This is a genomic window from Candidatus Poriferisodalis sp. (assembly GCF_965262965.1).
Lineage (GTDB): Bacteria > Actinomycetota > Acidimicrobiia > Acidimicrobiales > Poriferisodalaceae > Poriferisodalis.
On record NZ_OZ253573.1, the window covers coordinates 2,847,322 to 2,871,090 of the forward strand.

22 protein-coding genes, 2 tRNA genes and 2 pseudogenes are annotated in these 23,769 nt (G+C 66.7%); 13 read left to right on the plus strand and 13 right to left on the minus strand.

The features are described from left to right. Window positions 1–8: 8 nt before the first annotated feature. The 4 genes from ACQY5K_RS13670 to ACQY5K_RS13685 all read right to left on the minus strand — a co-directional run bounded on the left by ACQY5K_RS13670 (window position 9) and on the right by ACQY5K_RS13685 (window position 4,342). Complete coding sequence (locus ACQY5K_RS13670) at window positions 9–473, minus strand: hypothetical protein (RefSeq protein WP_428116225.1); 465 nt, start codon at window positions 471–473, stop codon at window positions 9–11. A gap of 77 nt (window positions 474–550) precedes the next feature. Continuing rightward, window positions 551–2,536 (minus strand): protein meaA, encoded by a 1,986-nt coding sequence (locus ACQY5K_RS13675; RefSeq protein WP_428116227.1) that lies wholly within the window; start codon window positions 2,534–2,536, stop codon window positions 551–553. Between the two features lie 58 nt (window positions 2,537–2,594). Continuing rightward, complete coding sequence (gene aat / locus ACQY5K_RS13680; RefSeq protein WP_428116230.1) at window positions 2,595–3,302, minus strand: leucyl/phenylalanyl-tRNA--protein transferase; 708 nt, start codon at window positions 3,300–3,302, stop codon at window positions 2,595–2,597. Window positions 3,303–3,367: 65 nt separating this feature from the next. Continuing rightward, window positions 3,368–4,342, minus strand: a complete 975-nt coding sequence (locus ACQY5K_RS13685; RefSeq protein ID WP_428116233.1) for a peptidylprolyl isomerase — start codon at window positions 4,340–4,342, stop codon at window positions 3,368–3,370. A gap of 109 nt (window positions 4,343–4,451) precedes the next feature. Between ACQY5K_RS13685 and ACQY5K_RS13690 the strand changes: the two genes are divergently transcribed. Continuing rightward, complete coding sequence (locus ACQY5K_RS13690) at window positions 4,452–5,678, plus strand: aspartate kinase (RefSeq protein WP_428116235.1); 1,227 nt, start codon at window positions 4,452–4,454, stop codon at window positions 5,676–5,678. 167 nt (window positions 5,679–5,845) lie between these two features. Continuing rightward, window positions 5,846–6,865, plus strand: a complete 1,020-nt coding sequence (locus ACQY5K_RS13695) for an aspartate-semialdehyde dehydrogenase (protein WP_428116238.1) — start codon at window positions 5,846–5,848, stop codon at window positions 6,863–6,865. 85 nt (window positions 6,866–6,950) lie between these two features. Here the strand turns inward: ACQY5K_RS13695 and ACQY5K_RS13700 are convergent. From ACQY5K_RS13700 to ACQY5K_RS13710, 3 genes and pseudogenes are all read right to left on the minus strand, one after another. Then, a pseudogene (locus ACQY5K_RS13700) lies at window positions 6,951–7,536 on the minus strand (NAD(P)-dependent oxidoreductase); the annotation flags it as partial. A 59-nt stretch (window positions 7,537–7,595) separates the two neighbouring features. Continuing rightward, window positions 7,596–7,672 (minus strand) — tRNA-Pro (locus ACQY5K_RS13705). A gap of 125 nt (window positions 7,673–7,797) precedes the next feature. After that, window positions 7,798–8,196 (minus strand): response regulator, encoded by a 399-nt coding sequence (locus ACQY5K_RS13710; protein ID WP_428116241.1) that lies wholly within the window; start codon window positions 8,194–8,196, stop codon window positions 7,798–7,800. Window positions 8,197–8,262: 66 nt separating this feature from the next. Here ACQY5K_RS13710 and ACQY5K_RS13715 point away from each other — a divergent pair, with 66 nt between their 5' ends. Beyond that, window positions 8,263–9,708: an NfeD family protein gene (locus ACQY5K_RS13715; protein WP_428116243.1), complete on the plus strand. Its 1,446-nt coding sequence runs from the start codon at window positions 8,263–8,265 to the stop codon at window positions 9,706–9,708. 65 nt (window positions 9,709–9,773) lie between these two features. Next, entirely contained in the window at window positions 9,774–10,040 is a 267-nt protein-coding gene (locus ACQY5K_RS13720; protein ID WP_428116246.1) for a WhiB family transcriptional regulator, read from the plus strand. A 75-nt stretch (window positions 10,041–10,115) separates the two neighbouring features. On the opposite strand, the gene selB is transcribed toward ACQY5K_RS13720, so the two are convergent. From selB to selA, 3 genes are all read right to left on the minus strand, one after another. After that, complete coding sequence (gene selB, locus ACQY5K_RS13725) at window positions 10,116–11,831, minus strand: selenocysteine-specific translation elongation factor (protein ID WP_428116248.1); 1,716 nt, start codon at window positions 11,829–11,831, stop codon at window positions 10,116–10,118. A gap of 91 nt (window positions 11,832–11,922) precedes the next feature. Continuing rightward, a tRNA-OTHER gene (locus ACQY5K_RS13730) sits at window positions 11,923–11,995 on the minus strand. A gap of 151 nt (window positions 11,996–12,146) precedes the next feature. Next, on the minus strand, window positions 12,147–13,436 hold the full coding sequence (gene selA, locus ACQY5K_RS13735) for an L-seryl-tRNA(Sec) selenium transferase (RefSeq protein ID WP_428116250.1): 1,290 nt from the start codon (window positions 13,434–13,436) through the stop codon (window positions 12,147–12,149). 120 nt (window positions 13,437–13,556) lie between these two features. Here selA and ACQY5K_RS13740 point away from each other — a divergent pair, with 120 nt between their 5' ends. Continuing rightward, the gene (locus tag ACQY5K_RS13740; protein ID WP_428116253.1) at window positions 13,557–14,405 is read left to right on the plus strand and encodes an NUDIX hydrolase; all 849 of its coding nucleotides are present in this window, start codon (window positions 13,557–13,559) and stop codon (window positions 14,403–14,405) included. Window positions 14,406–14,415: 10 nt separating this feature from the next. Here ACQY5K_RS13740 and ACQY5K_RS13745 read toward each other — a convergent pair whose 3' ends face one another. Then, complete coding sequence (locus ACQY5K_RS13745; protein WP_428116256.1) at window positions 14,416–15,597, minus strand: Mrp/NBP35 family ATP-binding protein; 1,182 nt, start codon at window positions 15,595–15,597, stop codon at window positions 14,416–14,418. A 164-nt stretch (window positions 15,598–15,761) separates the two neighbouring features. On the opposite strand from ACQY5K_RS13745, the gene erpA reads away from it, so the two are divergent. From erpA to ACQY5K_RS13780, 7 genes and pseudogenes are all read left to right on the plus strand, one after another. Beyond that, complete coding sequence (gene erpA / locus ACQY5K_RS13750; protein ID WP_428116259.1) at window positions 15,762–16,097, plus strand: iron-sulfur cluster insertion protein ErpA; 336 nt, start codon at window positions 15,762–15,764, stop codon at window positions 16,095–16,097. 62 nt (window positions 16,098–16,159) lie between these two features. Next, window positions 16,160–16,300, plus strand: a pseudogene (locus ACQY5K_RS13755) (2Fe-2S iron-sulfur cluster-binding protein); the annotation flags it as partial. 48 nt (window positions 16,301–16,348) lie between these two features. Next, window positions 16,349–17,788, plus strand: a complete 1,440-nt coding sequence (locus ACQY5K_RS13760; RefSeq protein WP_428116261.1) for a 2Fe-2S iron-sulfur cluster-binding protein — start codon at window positions 16,349–16,351, stop codon at window positions 17,786–17,788. A gap of 103 nt (window positions 17,789–17,891) precedes the next feature. Further along, window positions 17,892–19,172 (plus strand): ATP-binding protein, encoded by a 1,281-nt coding sequence (locus ACQY5K_RS13765; RefSeq protein ID WP_428116264.1) that lies wholly within the window; start codon window positions 17,892–17,894, stop codon window positions 19,170–19,172. Between the two features lie 76 nt (window positions 19,173–19,248). Continuing rightward, window positions 19,249–19,716, plus strand: coding sequence for a pyridoxamine 5'-phosphate oxidase family protein (locus tag ACQY5K_RS13770; RefSeq protein ID WP_428116267.1), 468 nt, complete (start codon window positions 19,249–19,251; stop codon window positions 19,714–19,716). Window positions 19,717–19,740: 24 nt separating this feature from the next. Next, a complete protein-coding gene (locus ACQY5K_RS13775) occupies window positions 19,741–20,088 on the plus strand; it encodes a RidA family protein (protein WP_428116270.1) in 348 nt (115 codons plus the stop codon). Between the two features lie 39 nt (window positions 20,089–20,127). Continuing rightward, on the plus strand, window positions 20,128–20,283 hold the full coding sequence (locus ACQY5K_RS13780) for a hypothetical protein (RefSeq protein WP_428116273.1): 156 nt from the start codon (window positions 20,128–20,130) through the stop codon (window positions 20,281–20,283). Window positions 20,284–20,354: 71 nt separating this feature from the next. Here ACQY5K_RS13780 and ACQY5K_RS13785 read toward each other — a convergent pair whose 3' ends face one another. Together ACQY5K_RS13785 and ACQY5K_RS13790 are read right to left on the minus strand one after the other, a co-directional pair. Next, a complete protein-coding gene (locus tag ACQY5K_RS13785; protein ID WP_428116275.1) occupies window positions 20,355–21,035 on the minus strand; it encodes a winged helix-turn-helix transcriptional regulator in 681 nt (226 codons plus the stop codon). An 87-nt stretch (window positions 21,036–21,122) separates the two neighbouring features. Further along, window positions 21,123–22,454 carry a glutamine synthetase family protein gene (locus tag ACQY5K_RS13790; RefSeq protein ID WP_428116278.1) on the minus strand — a complete coding sequence of 444 codons (1,332 nt, stop codon included), beginning with the start codon at window positions 22,452–22,454 and terminating at the stop codon, window positions 21,123–21,125. 256 nt (window positions 22,455–22,710) lie between these two features. On the opposite strand from ACQY5K_RS13790, the gene glnII reads away from it, so the two are divergent. Then, window positions 22,711–23,724 carry a glutamine synthetase GlnII gene (gene glnII / locus ACQY5K_RS13795; protein ID WP_428116281.1) on the plus strand — a complete coding sequence of 338 codons (1,014 nt, stop codon included), beginning with the start codon at window positions 22,711–22,713 and terminating at the stop codon, window positions 23,722–23,724. Window positions 23,725–23,769: the final 45 nt, after the last annotated feature.

Genomic DNA, 23,769 nt, shown 5'->3' on the forward strand with positions numbered 1-23,769 from the left:
ACGACTGCCTACTCTGCTTGCGTGGACGGAAGAATGCGGCCAGTGTCAGTATTCCACTGGCCGATGACCGTGCGCGGTTGATAGAAATCGGTTCTGGTCGCGTCTCCGTCGGCAAGTTCATCTATCCCGTCTCGAACATCACGCAGGTCGACGTCGGCTTCGATGATGCTGAAATCGATACTGCGATCACCAAGAGCCCGCTGAACGATGGGGAACAGGACATCGGTCACCGTGTCCTCGCAGGCTCTGTCCTTGGTGCACGCCACTGCTGAAGTTCGGAGGGCCTTCCAGTCCCGGATGTCCGGGCTCGGAATCAGATAGAGGGGTTCATCGGTCGGTTGGCCATCTATGGCATCGATGACAAGTGCATATTCAGTTGTCTGCCAATCGGGGACATTTGCAAAGAGCTTCCAACGGAAGAAGGGAAAGACTTCAGAATGCTCAGATTCGAGCACGGAGTTGAGCGGGATCATGACCAGGTACAGGACAAAGAAGGCCGGAACAGCCAGCCTGGCCAGCCGGCGACGCTTTCGGCGAAGAGCGGTTGTCCTCACGATTGGTCCGGCCGGATCCCTTGACCGCTGGAACGGACTCGTTCGACCAGATCGGCGATATCGGCCATGATCGCCGAGAGCTCGTAGTCCTTCGGCGTATAGACCGCGGCCACGCCAGCGTCCCGCAGTGTCTCGTGGTCGCCGGGCGGGATGATGCCGCCGACCACGACGGGCGCTGTCACGCCTTCGCCGGCCAGGGCGGCCACCACCTCAGGCACCAGCTCGAGGTGGCTGCCCGACAGGATCGACAGACCCACCACGTCGACGTCCTCGTCGCGTGCGGTCGCAGCGATGTGTTCGGGTGTCAACCGGATGCCCTCGTAGACGACTTCCATGCCGGCATTGCGCGCCGCCACCGCGATCTGCTCGGCGCCGTTGGAGTGACCGTCGAGGCCTGGCTTGGCAACCAGCACTCGGGGCGGGCCTCCCGCCATCGCCGCGCAGCGCTCGGCGACGGCCGACAGACCAGCGTTGCTTGCGCCGACTCCTCCAAGGCCGGTCGGCGCGCGGTACTCGCCGAAGACTTCACGCAAGGCCTGCGCCCACTCGCCGGTGGTGACACCCGCATGCGCGGCCTCGATGGTCGGGCCCATGATGTTCACGTCTCCCGAAGCAGCAACGCGCAGGTCGTCAAGCGCTGCCACCACCCGGTTGGGATCTCGGGCCCCCCGCCACTGTTCGAGGTCGGCAACCAGCTCGGCCTCCACCTCGGGATCCACGCGCAGGATCGCTTCGTCGCCGTCGAGCGGCGAAGGAGCGGTCTCGGTGAAGTCGTTCACGCCCACGACGGTCAGGTCCCCGCTCTCGATCTGTCGCATGCGCTGTGTGTGACTCACCACGAGCCGCCGCTTCAGCTCGTCGATTGCGGCGAACGCTCCGCCGAGTTCGAGCACGTCATCCAGCTCGGCTTGCGCAGCGGCCACCAGCTCAGCGGTGCGGCCCTCCACCACCACCGAGCCGTCGAAGATGTCGGGGTACTCGAGCAGATCGGTCTCGTGCGCGAGCACTTGCTGGATCCGGAGCGACCACTGCTGGTCCCACGGTCGCGGCAGGCCCAGTGCCTCGTTCCACGCAGGCAGCTGCAGCGAACGGGTGCGGGCCCGCTTCGACAGCGTCACCCCCAGCGCTTCAAGCGTGACCCGGGCCACGTTGTTCTCGGGCTGCGCTTCGGTGAGACCCAGCGAGTTGACCTGCACGCCGTAGCGGAACCGGCGCATCTTCGGATCCGTCACGCCATAGCGCCGTGCGCAGATCTCGTCCCACATCTGGGTGAAGGCCCGAACCTTGCAGACCTCTTCGATGAACCGGATGCCCGAGTTCACGAAGAACGAGATGCTGCCCACGGTTGCGTCGAAGCGTTCAGGGGGCACCTTGCCGCTGTCGCGCACGGCATCGAGCACGTCGATGGCGGTGGCCAGTGCGTAGGCGATTTCCTGTGTCGGCGTCGCCCCGGCCTCTTGCAGGTGATAGCTGCAGACGTTGATCGGGTTCCACAGCGGCACGTGCTGCGAGCAGTAGGCGACCACGTCGGTGATGAGCCGCCGGCTGGCCTCGGGGCCGAAGATGTAGGTACCGCGGCTCAGGTACTCCTTGACGATGTCGTTCTGAGTGGTGCCGCGCAGCGCCGCGGGCGCGACACCGGCATTCTGCGCGTGTGCGATGTAGAGGCCGAGCAGCCACGGCGCCGTGGCATTGATGGTCATGGACGTGTTCATGGCATCGGGCGCGATGCCGTCCATGAGCTGGGACATGTGGCCCAGGTGGGTGACCGGCACGCCGACCTTGCCGATCTCGCCTCGGGCCATCACGTGATCAGGGTCGTAGCCGGTTTGTGTGGGCAGGTCGAAGGCGATCGACAGGCCGGTCTGGCCCTTCGCCAGATTCGAGCGGTACAGCTCGTTGGAGGCCCGCGCAGTCGAATGCCCTGAGTAGGTGCGCATCAGCCACGGCCGCTCGCGCCGCGGTGCGTCAGAATCAGTCACGGCCGCTCGCGCCGCGGTGCATCAGACGCAGTCACGGCTGTGCAAAACGCTCGGGCGGTCAGCCCTCAAGCATGCGGAAGACCATGGGACGCGACCAGATCTCGGGCAACGGCCGCGTGATGGCTTCGGCCAGCAGCTCCAAATAGCCCTCCCGCTCGATGTCCACGGCACCCAGGCCAGCCAGATGCGGCGTCGTCCATTGCACGTCAAGCAGTGCCCCGCCGGTCACCTTGAGTGCATCGACCAGTGCCACGAGCGCCACCTTGGAGGCATCGCTGGTGGTGTGGAACATCGACTCGCCCGCGAAGAAAGCACCGATCGCCACCCCGTAGAGGCCACCGACGAGCTCGTCGTCGAGCCAGGCTTCCACGCTGTGCGCCCAGCCCATCTTGTGCAGTGCCAGGTAGGCGCTGTGCATGTCGTCGCTGATCCAGCCATGCGGCCGGGCCGGGTCGGCACACGACTCCAGCACTTCTTCAAAGGAAGTGTCGATGCGAATGTCGAACTGGCGGCATGCGCGTCGCAGGGATCGGCTGACCCGCAGGTAGCTCAGCGGCAGGATGCCGCGGGGATCGGGTGACCACCAGCCGACGGTGTCGCCGAGCGGCATCGGGAACAGACCCGACCGGTACGCCCCCAGCAGAGTTCCGGGCTCGAGGTCGGCACCTGCGCCGACCAGGCCGTTCTCGTCAGCGGTCGTCGCCGGAGGGAACGACCAGGCGGTAGCAGGCGGCTCGGTGAGGCCGTTTTCTGGCTGGCTCTGCATCGGCGCGAGCCTACGCCTGATCCCGCCGCTGTGTCGGATCGACGACGCCGCAATACGACCGCGTGCTAGCTGCGTGCGTCTTCGTACGCAGCGATCTGAGATTCGGCGGCTTCGGCGATCGTCACCCGGTCGACAACGACCTCGTCAACCGGTGCATCTCGAGGACCGATCGGCACGCTTTCGATCGCCAGCACGACGTCCATGCCGTCGATGACGTGGCCCAGAGGCGAGTACAGCGGCGGCAGCGCTGCGCCATGGTCGCCGGTGATCACGAAGAACTGCGATCCGTTGCTGGCCGGGTTTCCGGCGTTCGCCATGGCCACCGATCCGATCCGGTACCAGTCCTCATCGGGGAAGCCTCCAGTGAAGCGGTACCCCGGCCCGCCGGTGCCGTACGCAAGCTCTACGTCGCCGCCCTGGATCACGAAGTCCGCGATGACGCGGTGGAACAGCGTGCCGTCGAAGGCCCCGTAGCGACCCAACACCACGAAGTTGTTCACGCTCGTGACGTCAAGCAGCGGGTCGAGCACCATCGTGAAGTCGCCCATGGCGGTGGAGAACGTGGCCGCATACAGCGTCTCGATGTCGATGCAGACCGGCGGCTCCTGGGCGAACTGGCTGCGGGGGCCGTCGCTGCCGTCAGCTGCGGGACAACCCGGATCTGCGGTCTCGGCATCGGGGTCAGCTTCGGTCGCACTCTGTTCGGCGTCAGCGTCTGCTGCGGGCTCATCGGCATCCTCGCTGGCCGGCTCGTTGTCTGGCTCGTTGTCTGGCTCGGTTGCAGGCTCCTCGGTTACGAAACCGGTATCGCTGTCCGCAGGTGCTGCGTCAGCTTCGGGCACTGTCGTCGTCGTGGTCTCATCGTTGTCATCGCCGCTGCTCAACAGGGTGTAGAGCAACAGCGTGACCAGCACGGCAGCGACAATGAGCGCGAACCGCAGACCCTTGCGCGTCCTGCGGGAACGCTGGCGACGGCGTTGCGCCTGGGCCGAGGCACGCATCCGGTTCTCGCGTTGTCGTTGTCGCTTCTCGCTGCTCATGAACGGCCGTCCTCCACGCACTGAAAACCGGCGTCACACTACCGAGCTTCCGCTGCCCCGTAGAGCCGAGCGCAAGGGCAACACGCCGCCGCCAGTACCCTCGCCCGCCGTGCCGTTGGTCGTGCAGAAGTTCGGCGGAACGTCGGTGGCCAGTGCTGCGCGCATGCGCGAAGTCGCCGAACATGTGAAGCACTGCCGCAGCCGCGGCGACGACGTGGTGCTCGTCATCAGCGCGATGGGCTCGGAGACCGATGAGCTGATCCGCCTGGCGGGCCAGGTGAGCGACGAGCCTGCGGGCCGCGAGATGGACATGCTCGTCACCGCGGGGGAGCGCAAGGCCATCGCGCTGCTGTGCATGGCGCTGCACACCGCCGGAGTGCCGGCCGATTCCTATACCGGCAGCCAGGCGGGGTTTCTCACCGATACAAACCACCGCAATGCGAAGATCGTCTCGGTCACGCCGCGCCGCGTGTCCGAGTCCGTCGCAGCTGGCCGTGTTGCGGTCGTCGCGGGCGCCCAAGGTGTCTCCACCGACAACGACGTGACGTTTTTGGGCCGCGGCGGATCCGACACCACTGCCGTTGCTCTGGCGCACGGCCTCGGCGCCGATGCCTGCGAGCTCTACACCGACGTTTCGGGCGTGTTCACGACTGACCCCCGTGTGTGCCCGACCGCTCGGCGCCTGCCGGGTCTCGGCTTCGACGAGTTGCTGGAGATGACTGCGATGGGCTGCCCCAAGCCGGCTGCCCGCTCGGTCGAGGTTGCCCGCACGTATGGCGTTCCCCTGCACGTGCGGTCCGCGTTTACATGGGAACCGGGAACTTGGGTCGTCGACACGGAGTCAGGCATGCAGGCAAACGAGATGGAGCGTCCGATCGTGACCGGCATCGTGCCGGACAGCTCTCAGGCCAAGGTCACGCTGGTCGGCGTGCGCGACGAGCCTGGCATCGCAGCGAAGGTGTTCCGCACCCTCGCTGACGCGTCCGTGATCGTCGACATGATCGTGCAGAACGTGGGCGACCACGGCCACACCGACATCTCTTTCACGATCCCCGCCGAGAGCGCCGACGAAGTACGCCAGATCTGCGAGGGAATGGTGACCACGGTGGGTTTCGCCTCCGCGAACACCGACGTCGACATCGCCCGCGTCTCGCTGGTCGGCGCAGGCATGGCCAGCCACCCCGGCGTTGCTGCCACCATGTTCGAGACACTGGCGAGCGAGGGCGTCAACATCGAGATGATCTCCACTTCCCCTATCCGCATCTCCTGCGTCGTCGCCGAAGCCGACGTCGACCGAGCCACCGTCGCCCTCCACACAGCCTTCGGCCTGGACTGACCAGGCGAATCAAACCCGGCCTGGACTGACCAGGCGAATCAAACCCGGCCTGGACTGACCAGGCGCAGCAAACCCGGCCTGGACTGACCAGGCGCCCCGCTCGCGCCGTTGCTCCTCGCCCAAGAATCCCCCAAGCCCCGCGAATCCCGCTCGGTAGCCTCAACCCCATGCGTGTAGGAATCGTCGGAGCCACCGGTCAGGTGGGCGCCGTGATGCGGGACATCCTCGCCGAGCGGGCGTTCCCGATCGACGGGCTGCGATTGTTCGCGTCCGCTCGCTCTGCGGGCCGCAAGCTGTCGTGGAACGGATCCGAAATCACTGTTGAGGACGCTGCAGCAGCCGATTTCACCGGTCTCGACATTGCCCTGTTCTCCGCTGGCAAGACGACGTCGCTGGCGATCTCCGAGCGAGTGGTCTCCCAGGGACCGACGGTCATCGACAACTCCTCTGCATGGCGCATGGACCCTGATGTGCCCCTCGTCGTGCCCGAAGTGAACGCCAAAGAGGTGTTCAACGCCCCGAAGGGCATCATCGCCAATCCCAACTGCACGACGATGGCCGCCATGGCGGTGCTGGCGCCGCTGCATGCCGAGGCCGGCCTGGTCTCGATGGTGGCTGCCACCTACCAGGCCGTGTCCGGCGCGGGCCTTGCGGGCGTGGACGAGCTCGAACGTGCGCTCGCCGCGACGTCACCCGATGCTGCAGCGCTCGCCTTCGACGGCACCGCTGTCAGCTACCCGACGCCCGACAAGTTCCCCGGCCCGATAGCGCACAACGTGCTGGCTCAGGCAGGCAACTTTGTCGACGACGGCCTCGGCGAGACCGACGAAGAGCAGAAGCTCCGCAACGAGAGCCGCAAGATCCTCGGAATTCCAGACTTGGCCGTGTCGGGCACCTGCGTTCGCGTCCCGGTGTTCACCGGCCATTCGCTCTCGCTGAACCTGCGCTTTGAGCGGCCTATCTCGCCTGAGCGCGCCACTGAGCTGCTGGCTGCAGCGCCCGGCGTCGAGCTCGTCGATGTGCCGACTCCGCTCGACGCAGCCGGCCGCGATCCGTCCTATGTAGGCCGCATCCGCCGCGACCCGACCGTCGAGCATGGCTTGGCGATGTTCGTGGTCGGCGACAACCTCCGCAAAGGCGCCGCCCTCAACGCAGTCCAGATCGCCGAGGTTCTCTCGGCGGCATGAGACACAGTGCCGAGGTTCTCTCGGCGGCCTAGAAATCCTTGCCGCGCCGGACGATGACTTCAGCGCCAGGCATCTCAGGTTCGTCGTCGACCATTTCGGCGAACAGCCCGATGTCCTTGCACACCAAGTCCATGGTGAAGTTGATGTCGCGCGAGCCGTTCAGGATGACCTGGCTCTCGGTCTCATGCACGAACGAGTTGCCCGAGCTGATCTGGATCGCCTCATACGCGGTGGCGAGGTCCATGCCGGCAGCGTGTGAGGTCACCAGTGCTTCGCACACCGAAACGAGATTGGCCGTGGCCAAGTAATTCGTCATGACCTTGAGGATCGACGCCGAGCCGTTGCACCTCGTGGTGGTCGGTCGTGCTCATCTCGGCCCAGATCTTGGGCCCGGAGCTGTCGGCGGTTGCTGCGGCGAAGCCGGCCAGTACCCCGTCGGGCGCTTCGAGCACTGCCGCTGAGGCCTCCGGCGTCGGCAGGCAGGTGATCACCACGTCGCACTGTTCGCCAAGCTCGGCACCCGACGCAGCGGTGCTTGCGCCCGCATTGAGGAACGGCGCCATGGCGGTGGCGTCAAGGTCGCGCACCACCAGCTCGAACCCGTTGCGCTGCAGCGACCCGGCGAGCTTCCCGCCGACGTTGCCCAAGCCCACAAAACCCACCCGGCGCAATGCCGTTGAACTGCGGCGGGCAGCGCCGTCAGGGGAGGGATTCGCGGTATTCACAGATTTGGTCGGGCAGGCGGGATTTGAACCCACGACCTCTTCGTCCCGAACGAAGCGCGCTACCAACCTGCGCCACTGCCCGTGTGCGGTTGTGGCGCCTGAAGCTACCGCTCCGCCCCGCTGCGGTGCTACCCCGATTTCGCCCGACGCCACACGATCCGGCCAGCGCCGCGGTCTTCGGCGCAGCGGTTGTTGGCCCCGGACGGCTCAGCTGGCGTCAGCAGTGTCGCCGGAGGCGCCGGCCGACAGCAGTCCGAGCGCTGTCCGGCGCAGCTGCATCGGATTCAGCGGCTTGACGAGCCACGCGTCGGCGTCGGAGCGGCGTGCCAGAAAGATGTCCGCCTCGCGGTCGGCCAGCATGAGCACCGGCACCCGCGGCAGCCGACCCATCCCGGATTCCAGACGCAGATCCAGGCAGGACGCCATGCCGCCCATGTTGCCGATCTGGAAGTCCAGGATGACCAAGTCCGGAGTGCTGGCCTCCACAGCGGGCCGCACTTCTTGGCCCGATCGAACCACGCGCAACGTCACGTCGGGCCCCGAAAGAGCGGCTGCGACTTCCTCAACCACCCAGTCGGCATCGGTGGCCAGCAGAACCTCGGTCACGAACGCGCAGGGTAGTGCCGCTCGGCCTCTTAGAGTTCGGGCCGTTCCCGAGCACTTGGAGCCTCATTGCGCGCAATCCGCAGTCGCCGCACTGGTCGTACCGCAGTGCTGGCCCGGTTCGCGGCTGCCGTGGTCTTCCTGGCAGCCATCGGGGGCCTTGCTGCTCCGATGGCAGCAGCACACGAGGATCACACCGACGCTGACGCCACCGAGACCGATCCCGTTACTCCGGCGCATGAGGCTGACGCGGGCCCGCGCACGATCGTCGTCATCGAAGTCAATGGACTCATCGATCCGATCATGGCGTCGTACATCAGCCGCGAATTGGCCGTCGCTGACGGTCGCCATGCCATCGGCGCAGTGCTGCAGCTCAACAGTACCGGAACCACCTTGGACGACAACGAGCTGGTGGAGTTGCTGGACAACGTTCGACTCGCCCATCTGCCCGTCGGAGTGTGGGTCGGGCCCAGCGGTGCGCAGGCGCTCGGCGGTGCCGCCCACCTGGTGACCTCAGTGCAATTCGCCGCGATCGCGCCTGGCGGGCGGCTTGGCGATTTCTCCTCGGTCGGGGGCCTGGTGCATGCCCACGAACCGGAGCCGGCACAGCTCCACAGCCACGACAGCGCCGGACCGCACGCGGGCGAGCGCAGCCGCCGCTACGAAGCCGCCGAAGCGGTCACTGCCGGCCTCACTGCCAGCACGGCCCCGTCGGTGGGCGAGTTCATCCTGGCGATGTCCGACATGGGAAACATCGCGCCGATCACCCAGAACCTCACCAATGACGACGGCTTGGTTCAGCGTGCCATCGCGCCGGATGTCGCCGTTTCGTTTGTGAAGCTGCCGCTGCTCGACGGGCTGTTCCATACCGCTGCGAGCCCGGCAGTTGCGTACCTGTTGCTGCTTGTTGCGCTGTCGATGCTGCTGCTTGACTTCTATACCGGCGGCGTGGGTGTCGCGGCCGCAGTCGGCGCGGTGTGCGGGCTGCTCGCCGCCTTCGGACTGGGCACGCTCGACATTCGCATCTGGGCACTTGTGCTGCTGGTCGGAGCCTTCGTGGCATTCGCCGTGGACGCCCAGACTGGTGTCCCGAGGTTCTGGACCGTGGCCGGCGGTGCCGCGTTGATCATCGGGTCACTGGGCCTGTTCGGTCAGCACTCGATGAGCTGGATCCCGCTGCTCGTCGGCATCGTGCTCGTCGGAGTCTTCGTGCTGTCGGGTTTGCCGGCACTGATCCGCACTCGCTACGGCACCGCGACAGTCGGCCGCGAGTGGATGGTTGGGGCGGAGGGCACGGCGCTGACCGACATCGATCCCGACGGGACGGTCGAGGTTCACGGTGCGCAGTGGCGGGCTCGCGTCAACCGTCTGACACCCCTGCGAGCGGGCGAATCGTTGCGCGTGAGCGGCCTCAGCGGAGTTGTCCTGGAAGTCGAGCCGATTGACGGAGCAGCTATCGATTACCGGGAAATGCGTCGAAAGCGCGCTGATGAAACGGTTTCCGAAACCGAATGAGGTTTCGTTTTGCTCTTGTCAAGCCGTTTTGTTGCGCCTAAAGTCCTCTCCGAACAGGGGGACGCATGAGCGCATTGCTGGTAGAGGAGTGGCAGGACAAGGCAGCCTGTCGAGGCCCTCAGGCGGAAGTTTTCTTTCCGCCGCCCCGCACCGAGCGACGCGATGAGAAAGCAGAACGCGAGGCTCGGGCGAAATCCATCTGCAACCAGTGCTCGGTCGCGAGCGCCTGTCTCGAGCACGCGCTGGACGTGGGCGAGGCGCACGGGATCTGGGGCGGCCGCAACGAGATCGAGCGTCGCAACATTCTGCTGATGCGCAGCGACGCCAACTAGCCCTTCTCCCTCACACCGATCATTGCGGCGGCGCGGCATCGGCCGCATCGGCCGCATCGGCCGCATCGGCCGCAATCAGCCGGGCAGCCTCGGCCCCGCAATGCGCACGTCGCCCCGCCTGCGCGTCACACCGGTGCGATCCAGGTGCCCCACCAGCGGCAGTGCGTATTTGCGCGTCGTTCCCAGCGCTTTGCGGATCTCTGCCACGGTAACCCCGTCGGGCTGCGCGGCAAGCATTTCAGCGACGCGCTGGGCGGCCGATTCGATCGCTGAGGCGGCAAACCAGATTCCGTCCGTGTGAACCACTTCGCCGCGCTGAACCAGAGCCAGCAGTTCTTGGCGGGAAACGCCGGCCGGTTCGGGCGGAGAGAACGGCGATGCCGCCAACTCGGCGATCAACCGATGGTCTGCCAGCACGTCGACGGCGTCGGCTCGGCGGGCCCGACCGGCATCGACGACGACTCCTTCGAGCGTGCCGATGGCGATCCGCTGGCGTTCGTCCAGCACTGCTACGTCAAGGCCCAGCGGACCAGCTTGGTCGACCTGGGCCGCCAGGTCGGTGCGCAGCGCGTCCACCATCTCGGCCGGTGCCGTCCATGCACCCAACACAGGCTCGAACCGCTGTCCGGTCAGTCGCTCGAGATGGTCGACGGTGACCCAGCCCCGCTCGGCCACGATGCGCTCGGGTCGCGCATCGGGCACCGCGACCGAGGCTCGCAGCTGCGGATCCACATCGAGGATCGTGCCGCCGCCCACGGTGCGGCCCCGACCGAAGTCCCGCAGCACGAAGCGGTCCCCGAGCACGAGCGGCAATCCCACTGGCAGGTGGAGCCGGGCATAGCCGGTCTCGCCGGGCGCGATGCGCTCTGGGCCGAGCACCCGGAGGCGGACGGGCCATTCGCCAGAACCCAGGTAGAGCGCGTAGGCGCCCCGCCGGGTGACATCACTGCCCAGGCTGTCGAGCACAGTCAGCTCGACATCGATGCGCCCACAGAGGTGCCACTGGCCGGATCGCACGACGGCGACACCGCGGCCCAGGTCATCGGCGTCAACACCGGTCAGGTTCAACGCGACACGGTGGCCCGGTCCGATGCGATCGACAACCGCGCCTTGCGTCTGGATGGCTCGAACTCGCACGCTGCGGTCGCCCGGAGCGGTCGCCAGCTCGTCGCCGACCGCAACGGTGCCGCCTGCCAGCGTCCCGGTCACGATGCGACCGGCGCCGGTCGCGGCAAATGACCTGTCGATCCACAGTCGGGGACGATCCCGGTCGGTGGCTGTGGGCGTCTGCGCACACAGCGCATCCAGTGCAGCCCGAAGCTCGTCCAGCCCGGTGCCGTCGATGGCGTCGGTCGCAATGACTGGCGCGTGTTCGAGAAACGTCCCAGTGGTGTGGTCGGCGATGTCCAGCCCGGCCAGCTCCACCAGCTCGTCATCGACGAGGCCGACCTGGCTGAGCGCGACGACGGCATTGGAGATGCCGAGCAGCTCGAGGATGGCCAGATGCTCGGCTGATTGCGGCTTCCAGCCTTCGGGTGCGGCCACCACGAACAGCGCCGCATCCACCGCTCCGACTCCAGCGAGCATGTTCTTCACGAACCGGATGTGGCCCGGAACGTCGATGAAGCTGATCTGTCGGCCCGAGTCCAGCGTGCAGAACGCGAACCCCAAGTCGATCGTCAGGCCGCGTGCTTTCTCCTCGGCGAGCCGGTCGGGGTCGGTGCCGGTGAGAGCTCGCACCAGCGTGGACTTGCCGTGATCCACATGCCCCGCGGTGGCGATGATGTGCACACCGCCAGCATGCCCCGCCGAAGCGCGATCTGCCGAATGGCATTGCGACGGAATCTCCTTGTGTAGCGTGACACCGCGGCCGTAAGGTCGCTGGTGGACCTAGACGGAATCGAACCGTCCGAGGCAGGGGTATCAGTCCAGCTCGGCGCACCAGCGCTAGGCCCACGAGAGCCGCATCTTTCGGGGTGCGGCTCTCGTCATGCTGGCAGGCGATATGTAAGGTGTTTCTATCGATTTTCGATCCATGTGAAGCTGAGTGCGCCAGCGGTCGGCCGCAGGGAACTCCGCAATTGCTCGAGTGCGTAACGACGTTGGCTAGTTGCGCCGGGTGAGCGACTGCCGGATTGCCTCGGCGACGATCTGGTCGTCGGCGGGATCGACGGTTCGCAGGTCCACGACCGTGGTCTGGGTGTTGACGCGGGCGATCACGGGTGGGTCGAACGCCCGCAGCGAGGCGGCGAGATCGCCATCGAGCTCGATGCCAGCGGAGGGGATCTCCTGACCGGGCAACGAGCCGGCGCCGGCCAGCGCCATCGTGGCGGATGGGCGACCGATGCCCAGTGCGGAGGCCCGTTCCATCAGCTCGTCAGTTGATGCGCTCGCCATCCGCCAGAACGGGACCGCGTCGGCGTCTCGGCGCAGGTAGGCCAACGCCACCGACTGCAGCGCCCCCAGCACCAGCGAGCCTGGCCGGAACGCCCGCATGAGCGGGTGCGCAGCACATGCCGCGACGAGGTCCGCCTTGCCGCAGATGATCCCCGCCTGCGGACCGCCCATCAGCTTGTCCCCCGAAAACGTGACGAGGACAGCGCCGGCCGCCAGCGTTTGCCGGGCACCGGGCTCACCCGCCAGCCAATCCGGTCGCGACCCCAGCCACGGGCACCGCTCATCCAGCAGGCCCGATCCGAGGTCTACGACCACCGGTGGCCCGATGTTCGACAGTTGGGCTACCGAGGCCTCTTCGGTGAAGCCGGTGATCTTGTAGTTGGAGGGGTGCACCTTCAGCAGCAGCGCGATGTCGTCACGCTCGGCAGCGGCGCGATAGTCAGCGGCGCGAGTTCGATTTGTGGTGCCCACCTCGACGAGCCGTGCGCCCGATTGCTCCATGACGTCGGGCACGCGGAAGCCGCCCCCGATCTCCACCAGCTCGCCCCGTGAAACCGCCACCCCGCGATCTCGAGCGAGTGCTGCGAGCACGAGCGTGACCGCCGCTGCGCAGTTGTTCACCACGAGGGCCGCCTCGGCACCGGTCAGCGTCGCCATGAGCAGCGAGGCGTGCGAGGCCCGAGACCCCCGACGTCCCGACACCAGATCGAATTCCAGATTGCTGGCCCGAGCCGGTCCATCGTCAAGGCCTGCCGCGCCGAGCGGTGCTCGACTGTGTTGATTCCCGAGCGGTGCTCGGCCGAGATTCGTGTGCAGGAGCACGCCGGTTGCGTTGATCGCTGACCCGAGCAGGCTGCGGCGCAGCCGGCGCGCCTCGTCGATGGCCGAGTCGGGATCTCCCGCTGCGATGGCAGCTCGGGCGGCGATGACCAGCAGCGGATGGGGCAAGCCCACGTCCGCGATCCGCAGCGCCAGGTCGTTTACCGACGGCGGCCTCATCGATCGGACACTAGCGGCGGGCTCCCTCACGAACGCCGAGGTGACGCGCCGATCTCGCACCGGAGACCCAACTGCCTCGCCGATAGGGTCCACCCGGCCCCGCCCACGACTGGAGCTGCCGTGTCCGATTCACCCGCTCCCGTCGAGATACCGCTGCGCGCCGCGGCCACAGTGATGCTGGTGCGCGATGGCAGCGATGGGCTCGAGGTCTTCATGCTGCGCCGCAATCCGCGCAGCGAGTTCGTCCCCGGACAGTTCGTGTTCCCCGGCGGCGCCGTCGACCCCGTCGACCGCGAGGACCCGGGTCTCGAGGCGGTCTGCGTCGGGCTTGACGACGCCGCCGCGTCGCAGCGGATGAACGTCGACCATGGCGGCCTTGCGTTCTGGGTCGCCGCTGTGCGCGAGTGCTTCGAAGAGGCCGGCGTGCTGTTGGCCAGACGCGGAAGCGACCACATCTCGTTCGACGGTCCCGCGACAGCCGACCGGTTCAGCGGCTTGCGCGCAAGCGTCTATGACGGCGAGCTGCGACTGGCCCAGATGTGCGCCGACGAGGGTCTGGTACTGGATCTCGACGAGCTCCGGTACGTCAGCCACTGGGTCACGCCGATCGGCCCCACGCGTCGCTTCGACACACGCTTCTTCGTGGCCCACGCGCCCGATGAGCAAGAGCCGCTCCACGACGGCGCCGAGACCGTCGAGAGCACCTGGATCCGCCCAGCCGACGCCTTCGCGCAGCACGCCGAAGACAAGTTCAAGATGATCTTCCCGACACTGGTCAACCTGGAGCCTCTCCGTAACGTCGACACCGTCGACGAGCTGCTCGCGTGGGCCGACAACCTCGGCGAGATCCCCGAAATCCTCCCAGCCCTGCGCGTCAACCCCGACGGAACAATCGCAACCCTGATGCCCGACGACGACGGCTACAAAGAAGCCCTCGCCAACCCCCCATCCACAGGCTCAACGCCCTAGGGGCCCACAGCTAGCTCCGGCGAGGCCCCAGCGCGACCGAGATCGGGCCTTCCATGCGAGCTGTGCACGTGCCCATGTCCACTGGCGGAATGATCTCGGCGACGAGCCGCTCGGTGATCTGTTCGAACACTGCCGCCGCAGCCCCGCCGACGTCCGACGCAGTGACCGGCTCGCCCGTGTCACCACCGGCCGACACGGCCGGCTCCAGCGGGATCGAGCCCAACAGCGGCACATCCAGCTCGGCAGCGAGGCGCTCTCCGCCGCCTTCGCCGAACAATGCCCAGCTTTGACCGTCCGGTGTTGTGAAGGCACTCATGTTCTCGACCACGCCGAGGATCGGCATGTGGCTGCGACGCGCCATGTCGGCAACTCGCACGGCCACCTTCTGTGCGCTCAGCGCGGGTGTGGTGACCACCAGCATCTCGGCCTGCGGCAGGAGCCGAGCCAGCGCCATCTGCACGTCGCCGGTGCCTGGCGGCATATCGACGAGCAGGTAGTCCAGTTCGCCCCAGTCGACGTCATGCAGGAATTGCTCGACGGCCTTGGCGAGCATGAGACCGCGCCACATCAGCGCTGTCTCCTCGTTCTCGACAAGCAGCCCGGTCGAGACGACCTTCAGTCGACCGGAACCCATCGGACGCTCGTCAGGCACGATCTTGCCGCGGTCTTCGCCCTCGCGCGGTGGGCGAGCCGCGAGCCGACCCTCCATGCCCAGCATGCGAGGAACGCTGAAGCCCCAGATATCAGCATCCAGCACGCCGACGACGAAGCCGCGCGCGGCCAGCGAGGTGGCGAGGTTCACCGTCACTGAGGACTTGCCCACGCCGCCCTTGCCCGACGCCACGGCCAGCACGCGTGCGCTGGCGGGTATTTGGGTCGGCGTGGCGTTGTCGCGGGCGGTGCGTCGGGCGCGTTCCATCACGCGGGCCTTCTCGGCAGCGTTCAGCTCATCCCAATGCAGCCGAACCTTCTCGATGCCTGGCAGCCCCCCGACGCGTGATTCGCAATCGCGTTTGATGGTGGCCCGAAGCGGACAGCCTGCGGTGGTGAGCGCCACGGTGACGTGCGCGGTCGAGCCGTCGCGATAGCCGTTGCGCACCATGCCGAGATCGACGATGTTGTCGCCCAGCTCGGGATCCATGACGCCGCGCAGGATGGCGATGATCGCCTCGTCGTCGGGTTGCACGCTCACGCTCCCGCAGGGTAACGCCGCCGTGCGCGGGCTCACCGGCCGGGGCCTGCCGCAGCGAGCGGATGGGGCCCGCCGACGGTTCGCGCCTGTGCATTCGCTGCCTGGGGCACTAGCATCACTACTGGAACGTTTGCCCATGTCGGGCTGATGCGGGAGACCCTGTTGTGATCACGCTGACCGATACCGCCGCTGAGAAGGTTCACGAGCTCATCGCCCAGGAGCAATCCGAGGCCGGGGGCGAACCCGAACTGTCCCTGCGCGTCGCCGTGCGGCCTGGCGGCTGCTCAGGCTTCAGCTACGAGATGTTCTTCGACTCCGAGGTTGCGTCCGACGACATGGCCAAGGCGTACGGCGACATCAAGGTCGTGTCCGACCCGACGAGCGCGCAGCTGCTCGAAGGCGCCACGCTCGACTTCACCGACGGCCTGATGGGCTCGGGATTCGCGATCGACAACCCGAACGCGCAGCGCACCTGCGGCTGCGGCAACTCCTTCAGCTGAGCCTGCCCGAAGCCGACCCTGCGGGGCCATCGGCGGAAGTTGCGTCGGCACCGAACACCACGATCCAGTTCACGGTCGACGGCCGTTCCGTCGAAGTTCCCGACGACGGCGACACGCTGCTGGGTGCACTGCGCGATCGACTGGGCATCGAAGCGGTCAAGGACGGCTGCAGCCCCCAGGGCCAATGCGGCTGCTGCACGGTGTTGGTCGACGATGCCCCGCGCGTCGCGTGCGTGACTCCGGCGCGTCGCGTGGCCGGTCGAAACATCACCACTGCCGCAGGTCTGAGCCACGACGAACAGCAGCGCTGGGCAGAGGCGTTCGTCGCCTGTGGCGCCTCACAGTGCGGCTTTTGCACTCCCGGCATCGTGTGCCGGCTCGTCGGCCACGAACGCCGCGGCGCTGATCTGCGCGATCGCACGACCGTTGACAAGGCCCTCGCTGCACACCTGTGCCGCTGCACCGGATGGCAAACCATCCGCGAGGCCGCGGAGCGTGTCTCGACAGGCTCCGCGGGCAGCTCTGCCGGACCGCCCGACCGCGCCTCAGACATCGACCGGTCTGCTGCGGCCGAACGAGCACAGCTCGAGACCGGCGGCCCTCAGCACACCGATACCACCACGGTGCTCGGCGCCGTCGCCTTCGGCGCCGACGGCGCCCCCCAAGACGCGCTCTTCGCAATAGCAGCGTCAGCCGACAACGATGACCGTGACCGCTGGGTCGTTGCGGAAACCTTGACGCAGGCGCGCCGATCCGCAGGCAAGGTGCAAGGCCGTCGCACCACGCTCGAACCCATCCCGCCCATCGCCGTGCCGGATGCACTACCCGGCGAGCAGTGGGACATCAGCCTGGCGACGTGCTGGACCGAGCCCGGGTATCTCGAGACCGATGCCGCGTGGTGCGAGCCCGGCGCCGAGCCATCGGATCCGCTCGCCAACGGAGGAGCGTTCGGCGGCAAGGCCGCGTCCGGCGTCGGCAACGAAGCCCGCTGTCTCGCCGACGAACTCGGCCGCCCGGTGCGAGTCCTGTGGTCCCGCGAGGACACTGTCCGCCGCGGCCCCAAGCGCCCCCCACTAGCTGCCGGCCTCCGAGCCGACGGCACCGGCATCATTCGAATTGCCCGCACACCAGGCGCCACCGACATCCTCAAGACCGTGCTTCCCGCCGCAACCATCGAAGAGGTAGACGTACCAGGCCCGCCCACCTCCCTAGCTCTGCGCGCCGCCACATGGGCCGAAGCCCAAATGCTGGCCACCGCCCTAGAGCAAGTGCGAACCGGCAACACAACCGCAACCACCCACACCAGCTCCGGCACAGGCACCGCCAAAGTGACATCGCCGAACGGTGCGACTGCAAGAGCCGAAGTCAGCCCTAACCAGATCAATGTCGACATCGACGCCGGCAACCCCCTCGACTCCGTCACTCTGCGCAGCTACGTCATCGGCGCAGCCCACATGGCCTGGAGCTGGGTCACCTCCGAGTCTCTCGCCGTCGACGAACAAGGCGAAGTCCAAGACCTCACCATCCGAAGCTTCGGAATAGCCCGCTCCGCCGAAACCCCCAACATCAAAGTCACCATCACCCCCTCCCCCCTCCCCCCAGTCCCCGCCGGCGAGCCAGTATTCGCCGCAGTAGCAGCCGCCACCTGGCAAAGCCAAGGAACCCCACCCCACCTCCCAACCGGCCGCTGACGGGGTCCCACGGTTCGATTCCTTCGGCGCCACATGTCGAAAACGTAGTCCTCACCGCGTCGAATATATAGCGTTAAAGCAGTCGAAACTGTAGTGTTGAACTATGTCACCCGACGGCTACATCCCTCGAATTGTCGACCAAGAACTGGACGAGCTTTCCGAGGGGCTGCCGGCGATCGCCATTGAGGGACCTCGAGGTGTCGGCAAGACGGAGACTGCATTGCGGCGGGCCAAGACCGTTCACCGGCTCGACGACGCAGACCAGTACGCCTTGATCCGGGCTCGACGCCAGAGATTGATCGAGGGCGAGCCGCCAATCCTTATTGACGAGTGGCAGCGAATGCCCGAATCATGGGACGTGGTGCGGCGAGCAGTGGACGCAGACCGCACTCCCGGCAGATTCCTGTTGACCGGTTCAGCAACGCCTACCCGCAAGCCGACGCATTCAGGGGCAGGTCGAATCGTGACCGTTCGCATGCGACCGATGTCCTTGGCGGAACGAATGCCCATTGTGCCCACGGTCAGTCTCGGTTCATTGCTGAGTGGCACCCGGCCCGACTTGACGGGCGAGACCGATGCGACAATCGTCGACTACGCACAGGAGATCATGCGGTCGGGCTTCCCGGGAATCCGGAGCCTCTCGAGTCGTCTCCGGCGGTCTGCCCTCGACGGATATCTCGACCGGATCGCAGAGCACGACTTCGATGACCTCGACCGTCGTGTACGTGATCCCCAAACGTTGCGTCGCTGGCTGATGGCCTACGCAGCAGCAACCTCAACGACAGCATCGTTCGAGACCGTGCGTGACGCAGCGGCGACGTCCCAAGGCCGCAAACCAGCGAGATCCACCACTCTGCCGTACCGGACGGCTCTGGAACAGCTGTGGCTGCTCGACGAGGTTTCGGCTTGGCACCCCACCCGGAACCCGTTGCGCCGTCTAGCTGGGTCACCTACCCATCATCTTGCCGATCCTGCGTTGGCTGCTCGGCTGCTCGGCTGCGACGCCGATGAACTTCTCGCCGGCACCACTGGCGGTCCGGCAATTGCTCGCGATGGACCATTGCTCGGTGCTCTCTTCGAATCGCTCGTCACGCTGTCGGTAAAGGTCTATGCGCAACAGAACGAAGCACGGGTTCATCACCTGCGCACCCATGGCGGCGAGCGTGAAGTCGATCTGATCGTCGAGCGTGGCTACGGCACAGTGGTGGCGCTCGAAGTCAAGCTCACTTCCTCAGTAGAGGAACGTGATGTGCGTCACCTGCGTTGGCTGAGCGAACGTCTCGGGCCCGACCTGCTTGACGCTGCCGTCATTACCACTGGATCCCACGCGTACCGTCGCCGCGACGGCATAGGTGTTATTCCGGCGGCACTCCTCACGGCGTAACGCATTGCCACCTGGCAAAGCCAAGGAACCCCACCCCACCTACCAACCGGCCGCTAAGCGCTAGCGTCCCCCCGCAATGGCCGAATCAGCAATTGACAAACTCCGCCGCCTCAGCGCAACCGAAGACGGATTGTGCAGCTTCATCTGCCTCGATACGAGCGGTAGCCCGCACGTGTCGATCATCAACGCCGGCGTCATGGACAATCCAGTGACCGGCGAGACCAGCGTCGCCTGCGTCGTGGCAGGCAAAGCTCGCAAGGCCCGATTGCTTCGCGCAGACCCCCGCGCAGCAGTGGCGTTCCGCCACCGCTGGGACTGGGTGGCTGTCCACGGCAACGCGCAACTCATCGGACTCGACGATCCCGTCGAGGGCATCGCCGACGCCGACATCGGTGAACTGCTGCGCGAAGTGTTCCGCTCAGCCGGCGGCGCCCACGAGGACTGGGACGAATACGACCGCGTGATGGCTCGCCAGCGCCGCCTGGCGGTCTTCATCACGCTGGATCACATCACGTCCAACGCCGGCAGCATCTCGGAGAGCTGATCGGCTGAGAACGGAGGCATTTCGATGGCTGCACCTATCGCTCATTATTCGAAGTGGTACCGAGCCGGCGACTTCGTGTTCGTCTCTGGCCAGATCGGGCTGCGAGACGGCGCGCTGGTGGACGGCGTCGCAGCCCAGGCTCGCCAGGTGCTCGTCAACGTCGAAGAGGCGCTGACCGAGGCCGGGGGGACGCTTGATGATGTCGTCAAGTGCCTGGTCTTCATGACCGACATCGGCAACTTCTCGTTGGTCAACTCGATATACGCCGAGGCCTTCGGCGAGCACCGTCCCGCTCGCAGCGCCATCGGCGTCGCGGCCCTGCCCCTTGGCGCCGAAGTAGAGATCGAAGCCATAGCGCACCTGCCCGAATAGCTCCCTGACCCGCCCCGCCCGCCGACTACGCTGCGCCCCATGTTCGGCGGCATCCTCATCGTGATAGTGCTCCTGGCGAGCCCGTTCATCATCACGATCTCACTGGTCGGCGTTGCTGCGGTGTTCGGCAAGCTCCTCGGAGACGACGCAGAGTCGCGCCACAAAGGCAGCTCCCTGCTCGAAACGAACTTCTAGCCGCACCACCCAACGAGGGGTGCCCCTGCCCCCGTGCACCCAGGGCGAGAGCACCGGGGCGAGCGAACCGATCAGCGCCAGCGGTACGTGCCCAGCCGATAGCCGACCGATCGCACGGTCTGGATGAGGTTCGCGTTCTCCTCGCCGAGCTTGGCCCGCAGACGTCGGATGTGAACGTCGACGGTGCGCGCTCCGCCGTAGTACTCGTAGCCCCACACCTGATTCAGCAAGGCCTCTCGCGTGAACACTCGCCCCGGCTGGGAGGCGAGGAACCGCAGCAGCTCGTACTCCATGTAGGTGAGGTCGAGCGGGTTCGAGTCCACGACGGCCTCGTAGGTATCGAGGTTGATGCGAAGCGGTCCGTATTCGATGATCTCGGTCGAGCCGTCTGCGGGACCCGCGTTGAGGTGCGCCAGCCGCGCCTCGAACTCGCGCGGATGGAACGGGTCCAAGCAGAAGTCGTCGAACAGTTCGTCACGCAGCGTGAGCTCGTCCAGCGCGTTGCCGCGGACGAGCAAGAACAGCGGCGACGTGGGCACAGCGCCCTCCCGCAGCGCCCGCACGACTTCCCAGGCCGCATCGGTGCCGCTGCCGGAGCCGTCGTCGAGCCGCACGATGGCACCGCCCCAACCTTCCGCAGGCGCGCCGGAAGCCACGTCGTCGACGCCGACGACCGGCTTCCAGGCGTAGCCGCCGAGATCCAGGAACTGCGCCAGCTCTGGACTCGCTTCGGCGGGATGGACGGCGTACACCTTCAGGCTCCTGGGACGAGGGGCGAGGTCATGACCGGTCCGGACACCGGTTCACCCTCAAGCTTGGAGCGCGAATCCACGTGACGCTCACAGCGAGGCGTAGTAGTTGTCCAGCTCGAACTGCGTCACCTGCGTCTGGTAGGCCGCCCACTCACGTCGCTTGTTGCGCAGGAACCACCGGAACAGGTGCTGGCCCAGCGTCTCGGCGACGAGCGCACTGCCCTCCATCTCGTCGAGTGCTTCTGCGAGCGAGGAGGGCAGATTGTGCCCGTAGGCGGGCCCTCCGTGGTCGCTGTAACCGGTGATCGACGGGGGAGTCTCGGGCGGCAGCGTGTACCCCTCCTCGATGCCCCGCAGGCCGGCGGCGAGGATGACGGCGAAGGCCAGGTACGGGTTGCACGCCGGATCTGGCGCTCGGTACTCGACGCGGGTCGATTCCTCGCCGCCCGTGCGTGTCGGCGGCACCCGGATCAATGCCGCCCGGTTGCTGCGTGCCCACGAGATGTCCACCGGCGCCTCGTATCCCGCGATCAGCCGCTTGTAGCTGTTCACCAGCTGGTTCGTCACGGCGGTGATCTCCCGTGCGTGCGTCAGCAGTCCCGCGACGAAGCCGCGGGCCACCTCGGAGAGCCCGTCGGGCTTGCTCGGGTCGCTGAACGCGTTGCGGCCCTCGGAGAACAGCGACAGGTGGGTGTGCATGCCCGAGCCCTGCACGCCGGCGAGCGGCTTGGGCATGAATGTGGCATGCACGCCGCGCTCGAAGGCGATCTCGCGCACGAGCAGCCGGAACGTCATCACGCTGTCGGCCATCGTCAGTGCGTCGTCGTATCGCAGGTCGATTTCGTGCTGAGACGGGGCGTCCTCGTGGAACGAGTATTCCACCGGGATGCCCATGGCCTCCAGCGCGCTCAGCGTGCGGTGGCGGATGTCGGTGGAGATGTCCGCGGTCGTGAGGTCGAAGTAGCTCCCGCTGTCGAGCGGCACCGGGACCCCGTTCACCCGTTCGGGCTCGAACAAGAAGTACTCCATCTCGGGAGCGACATAGAAGGTGAACCCGGCGGCGTGGGCGCGATTCATGACACGCCGCAGCACGCCGCGGGGATCGCCGCTGAACGGCGTGCCGTCAGCACCGGAGATGTCGCAGAACATGCGGGCCGTGGCGTCGTCGGAGCCGCTCGACGGCATGAGCTCGAACGTCTCTGGGTCGGGTTGGGCCACCATGTCCTCTTCGGCGATGCGGCTGAAGCCTTCGATGGAGGACCCGTCGAAGACCATGCCCTTCTCAAAGGCGGCCTCAAGTTCGGCGGGGGAGATGGCGAACGACTTGAGCTGCCCGGCGACGTCGGTGAACCAGAGCCGGACGAGCCGCACGCCGCGCTCAGTCACGCGGCGCAGCACGTAGTCCTGCGGTCGTTCCATATCGGACTCCCTGTTCGGGTGGAGCGTCCCGATGTGCGGGCGGCTCCGGGCTGAAGCTCCATTCTCTGCGGTGCGCCAGCGCGCGAGCGAGGGTCCAGCGACACCTTCACGCGCTGTTCACATTCGGGCAACGGACCGGAAACGCCCGCTCGTTTGTATCGTGCGCACGGACTCGGTTTCAGCCACCCCCCGAGCCAGACACGCGTGCTGGTCCGTCGGCGTACTGATTCCGCCCCTTTGAGCGAAGGAGCATGCAGTGGCTTACAGGGCTGAGTACATCTGGACGGACGGCACTGAGCCGACGGTTGAGGTCCGTTCCAAGACGAAGGTTCTCGCCGACGGCGACGAGCCCGACATCTGGGGCTTTGACGGCTCGAGCACCAACCAGGCTGAAGGAAGCGCCTCTGACGTCGTGCTCAAACCGGTGTACTCGTGCCCGGATCCGCTCCGGGGCGGCAACGACATCTTGGTGATGTGCGAGACCTTCACGACCGAGACGATGGAGCCGCACCCCACCAACACTCGTGCGCGCCAACGCGCAGTGCTCGACAACTACGGCGACCAGGGGTTCTGGTTCGGCCTCGAGCAGGAATACACCATGCTCGACCCGGTCACGAAGTGGCCCTACGGCTTCCCGCCCAACGGCTTCCCAGGACCTCAAGGCCCGTACTACTGCGGCGTGGGCGCCCTGCGCATCTACGGCCGCGACGTCGTCGAGCAGCACACCACGTGGTGCATCGATGCCGGCTTGGCCATCTCGGGCACCAATGCCGAGGTGATGCCGGGGCAGTGGGAATTCCAGATCGGCCCCGTCGATCCGCTCACTGTGGGCGACCAGATCTGGCTTGCCCGCTACCTGCTGTACCGCGCCGGCGAAGAGCACGGCATCGAGATCAGCCTTGACGCCAAGCCCGTGCAGGGTGACTGGAACGGCGCAGGCATGCACACCAACGTGTCCACGAATGCCATGCGTGAGAACTACGAGGCCGTGGAGATCGCAGCGAAGTCGCTGGGCGCCCCCGGCAAGCCCGCGGAACACATCGCCGGCTACGGCCACGGCATCGAGCTGCGGCTCACGGGTGAGCACGAGACCGAGCGCTACGACACGTTCAGCTACGGCGTGTCCGACCGCGGTGCCTCGGTACGCATCCCCTGGCAGGTCCACCAGGACGGTCGCGGCTACATCGAGGATCGGCGACCCAACGCCAACGCCGACCCCTACGTGGTCACCAGCCTGATCACCCAGACCATCGGCGAAGCGCTGAGCTGAGCCGACAGTTCTGGCTGGGAAGCGCTGAGCTGAGCCGACAGTTCT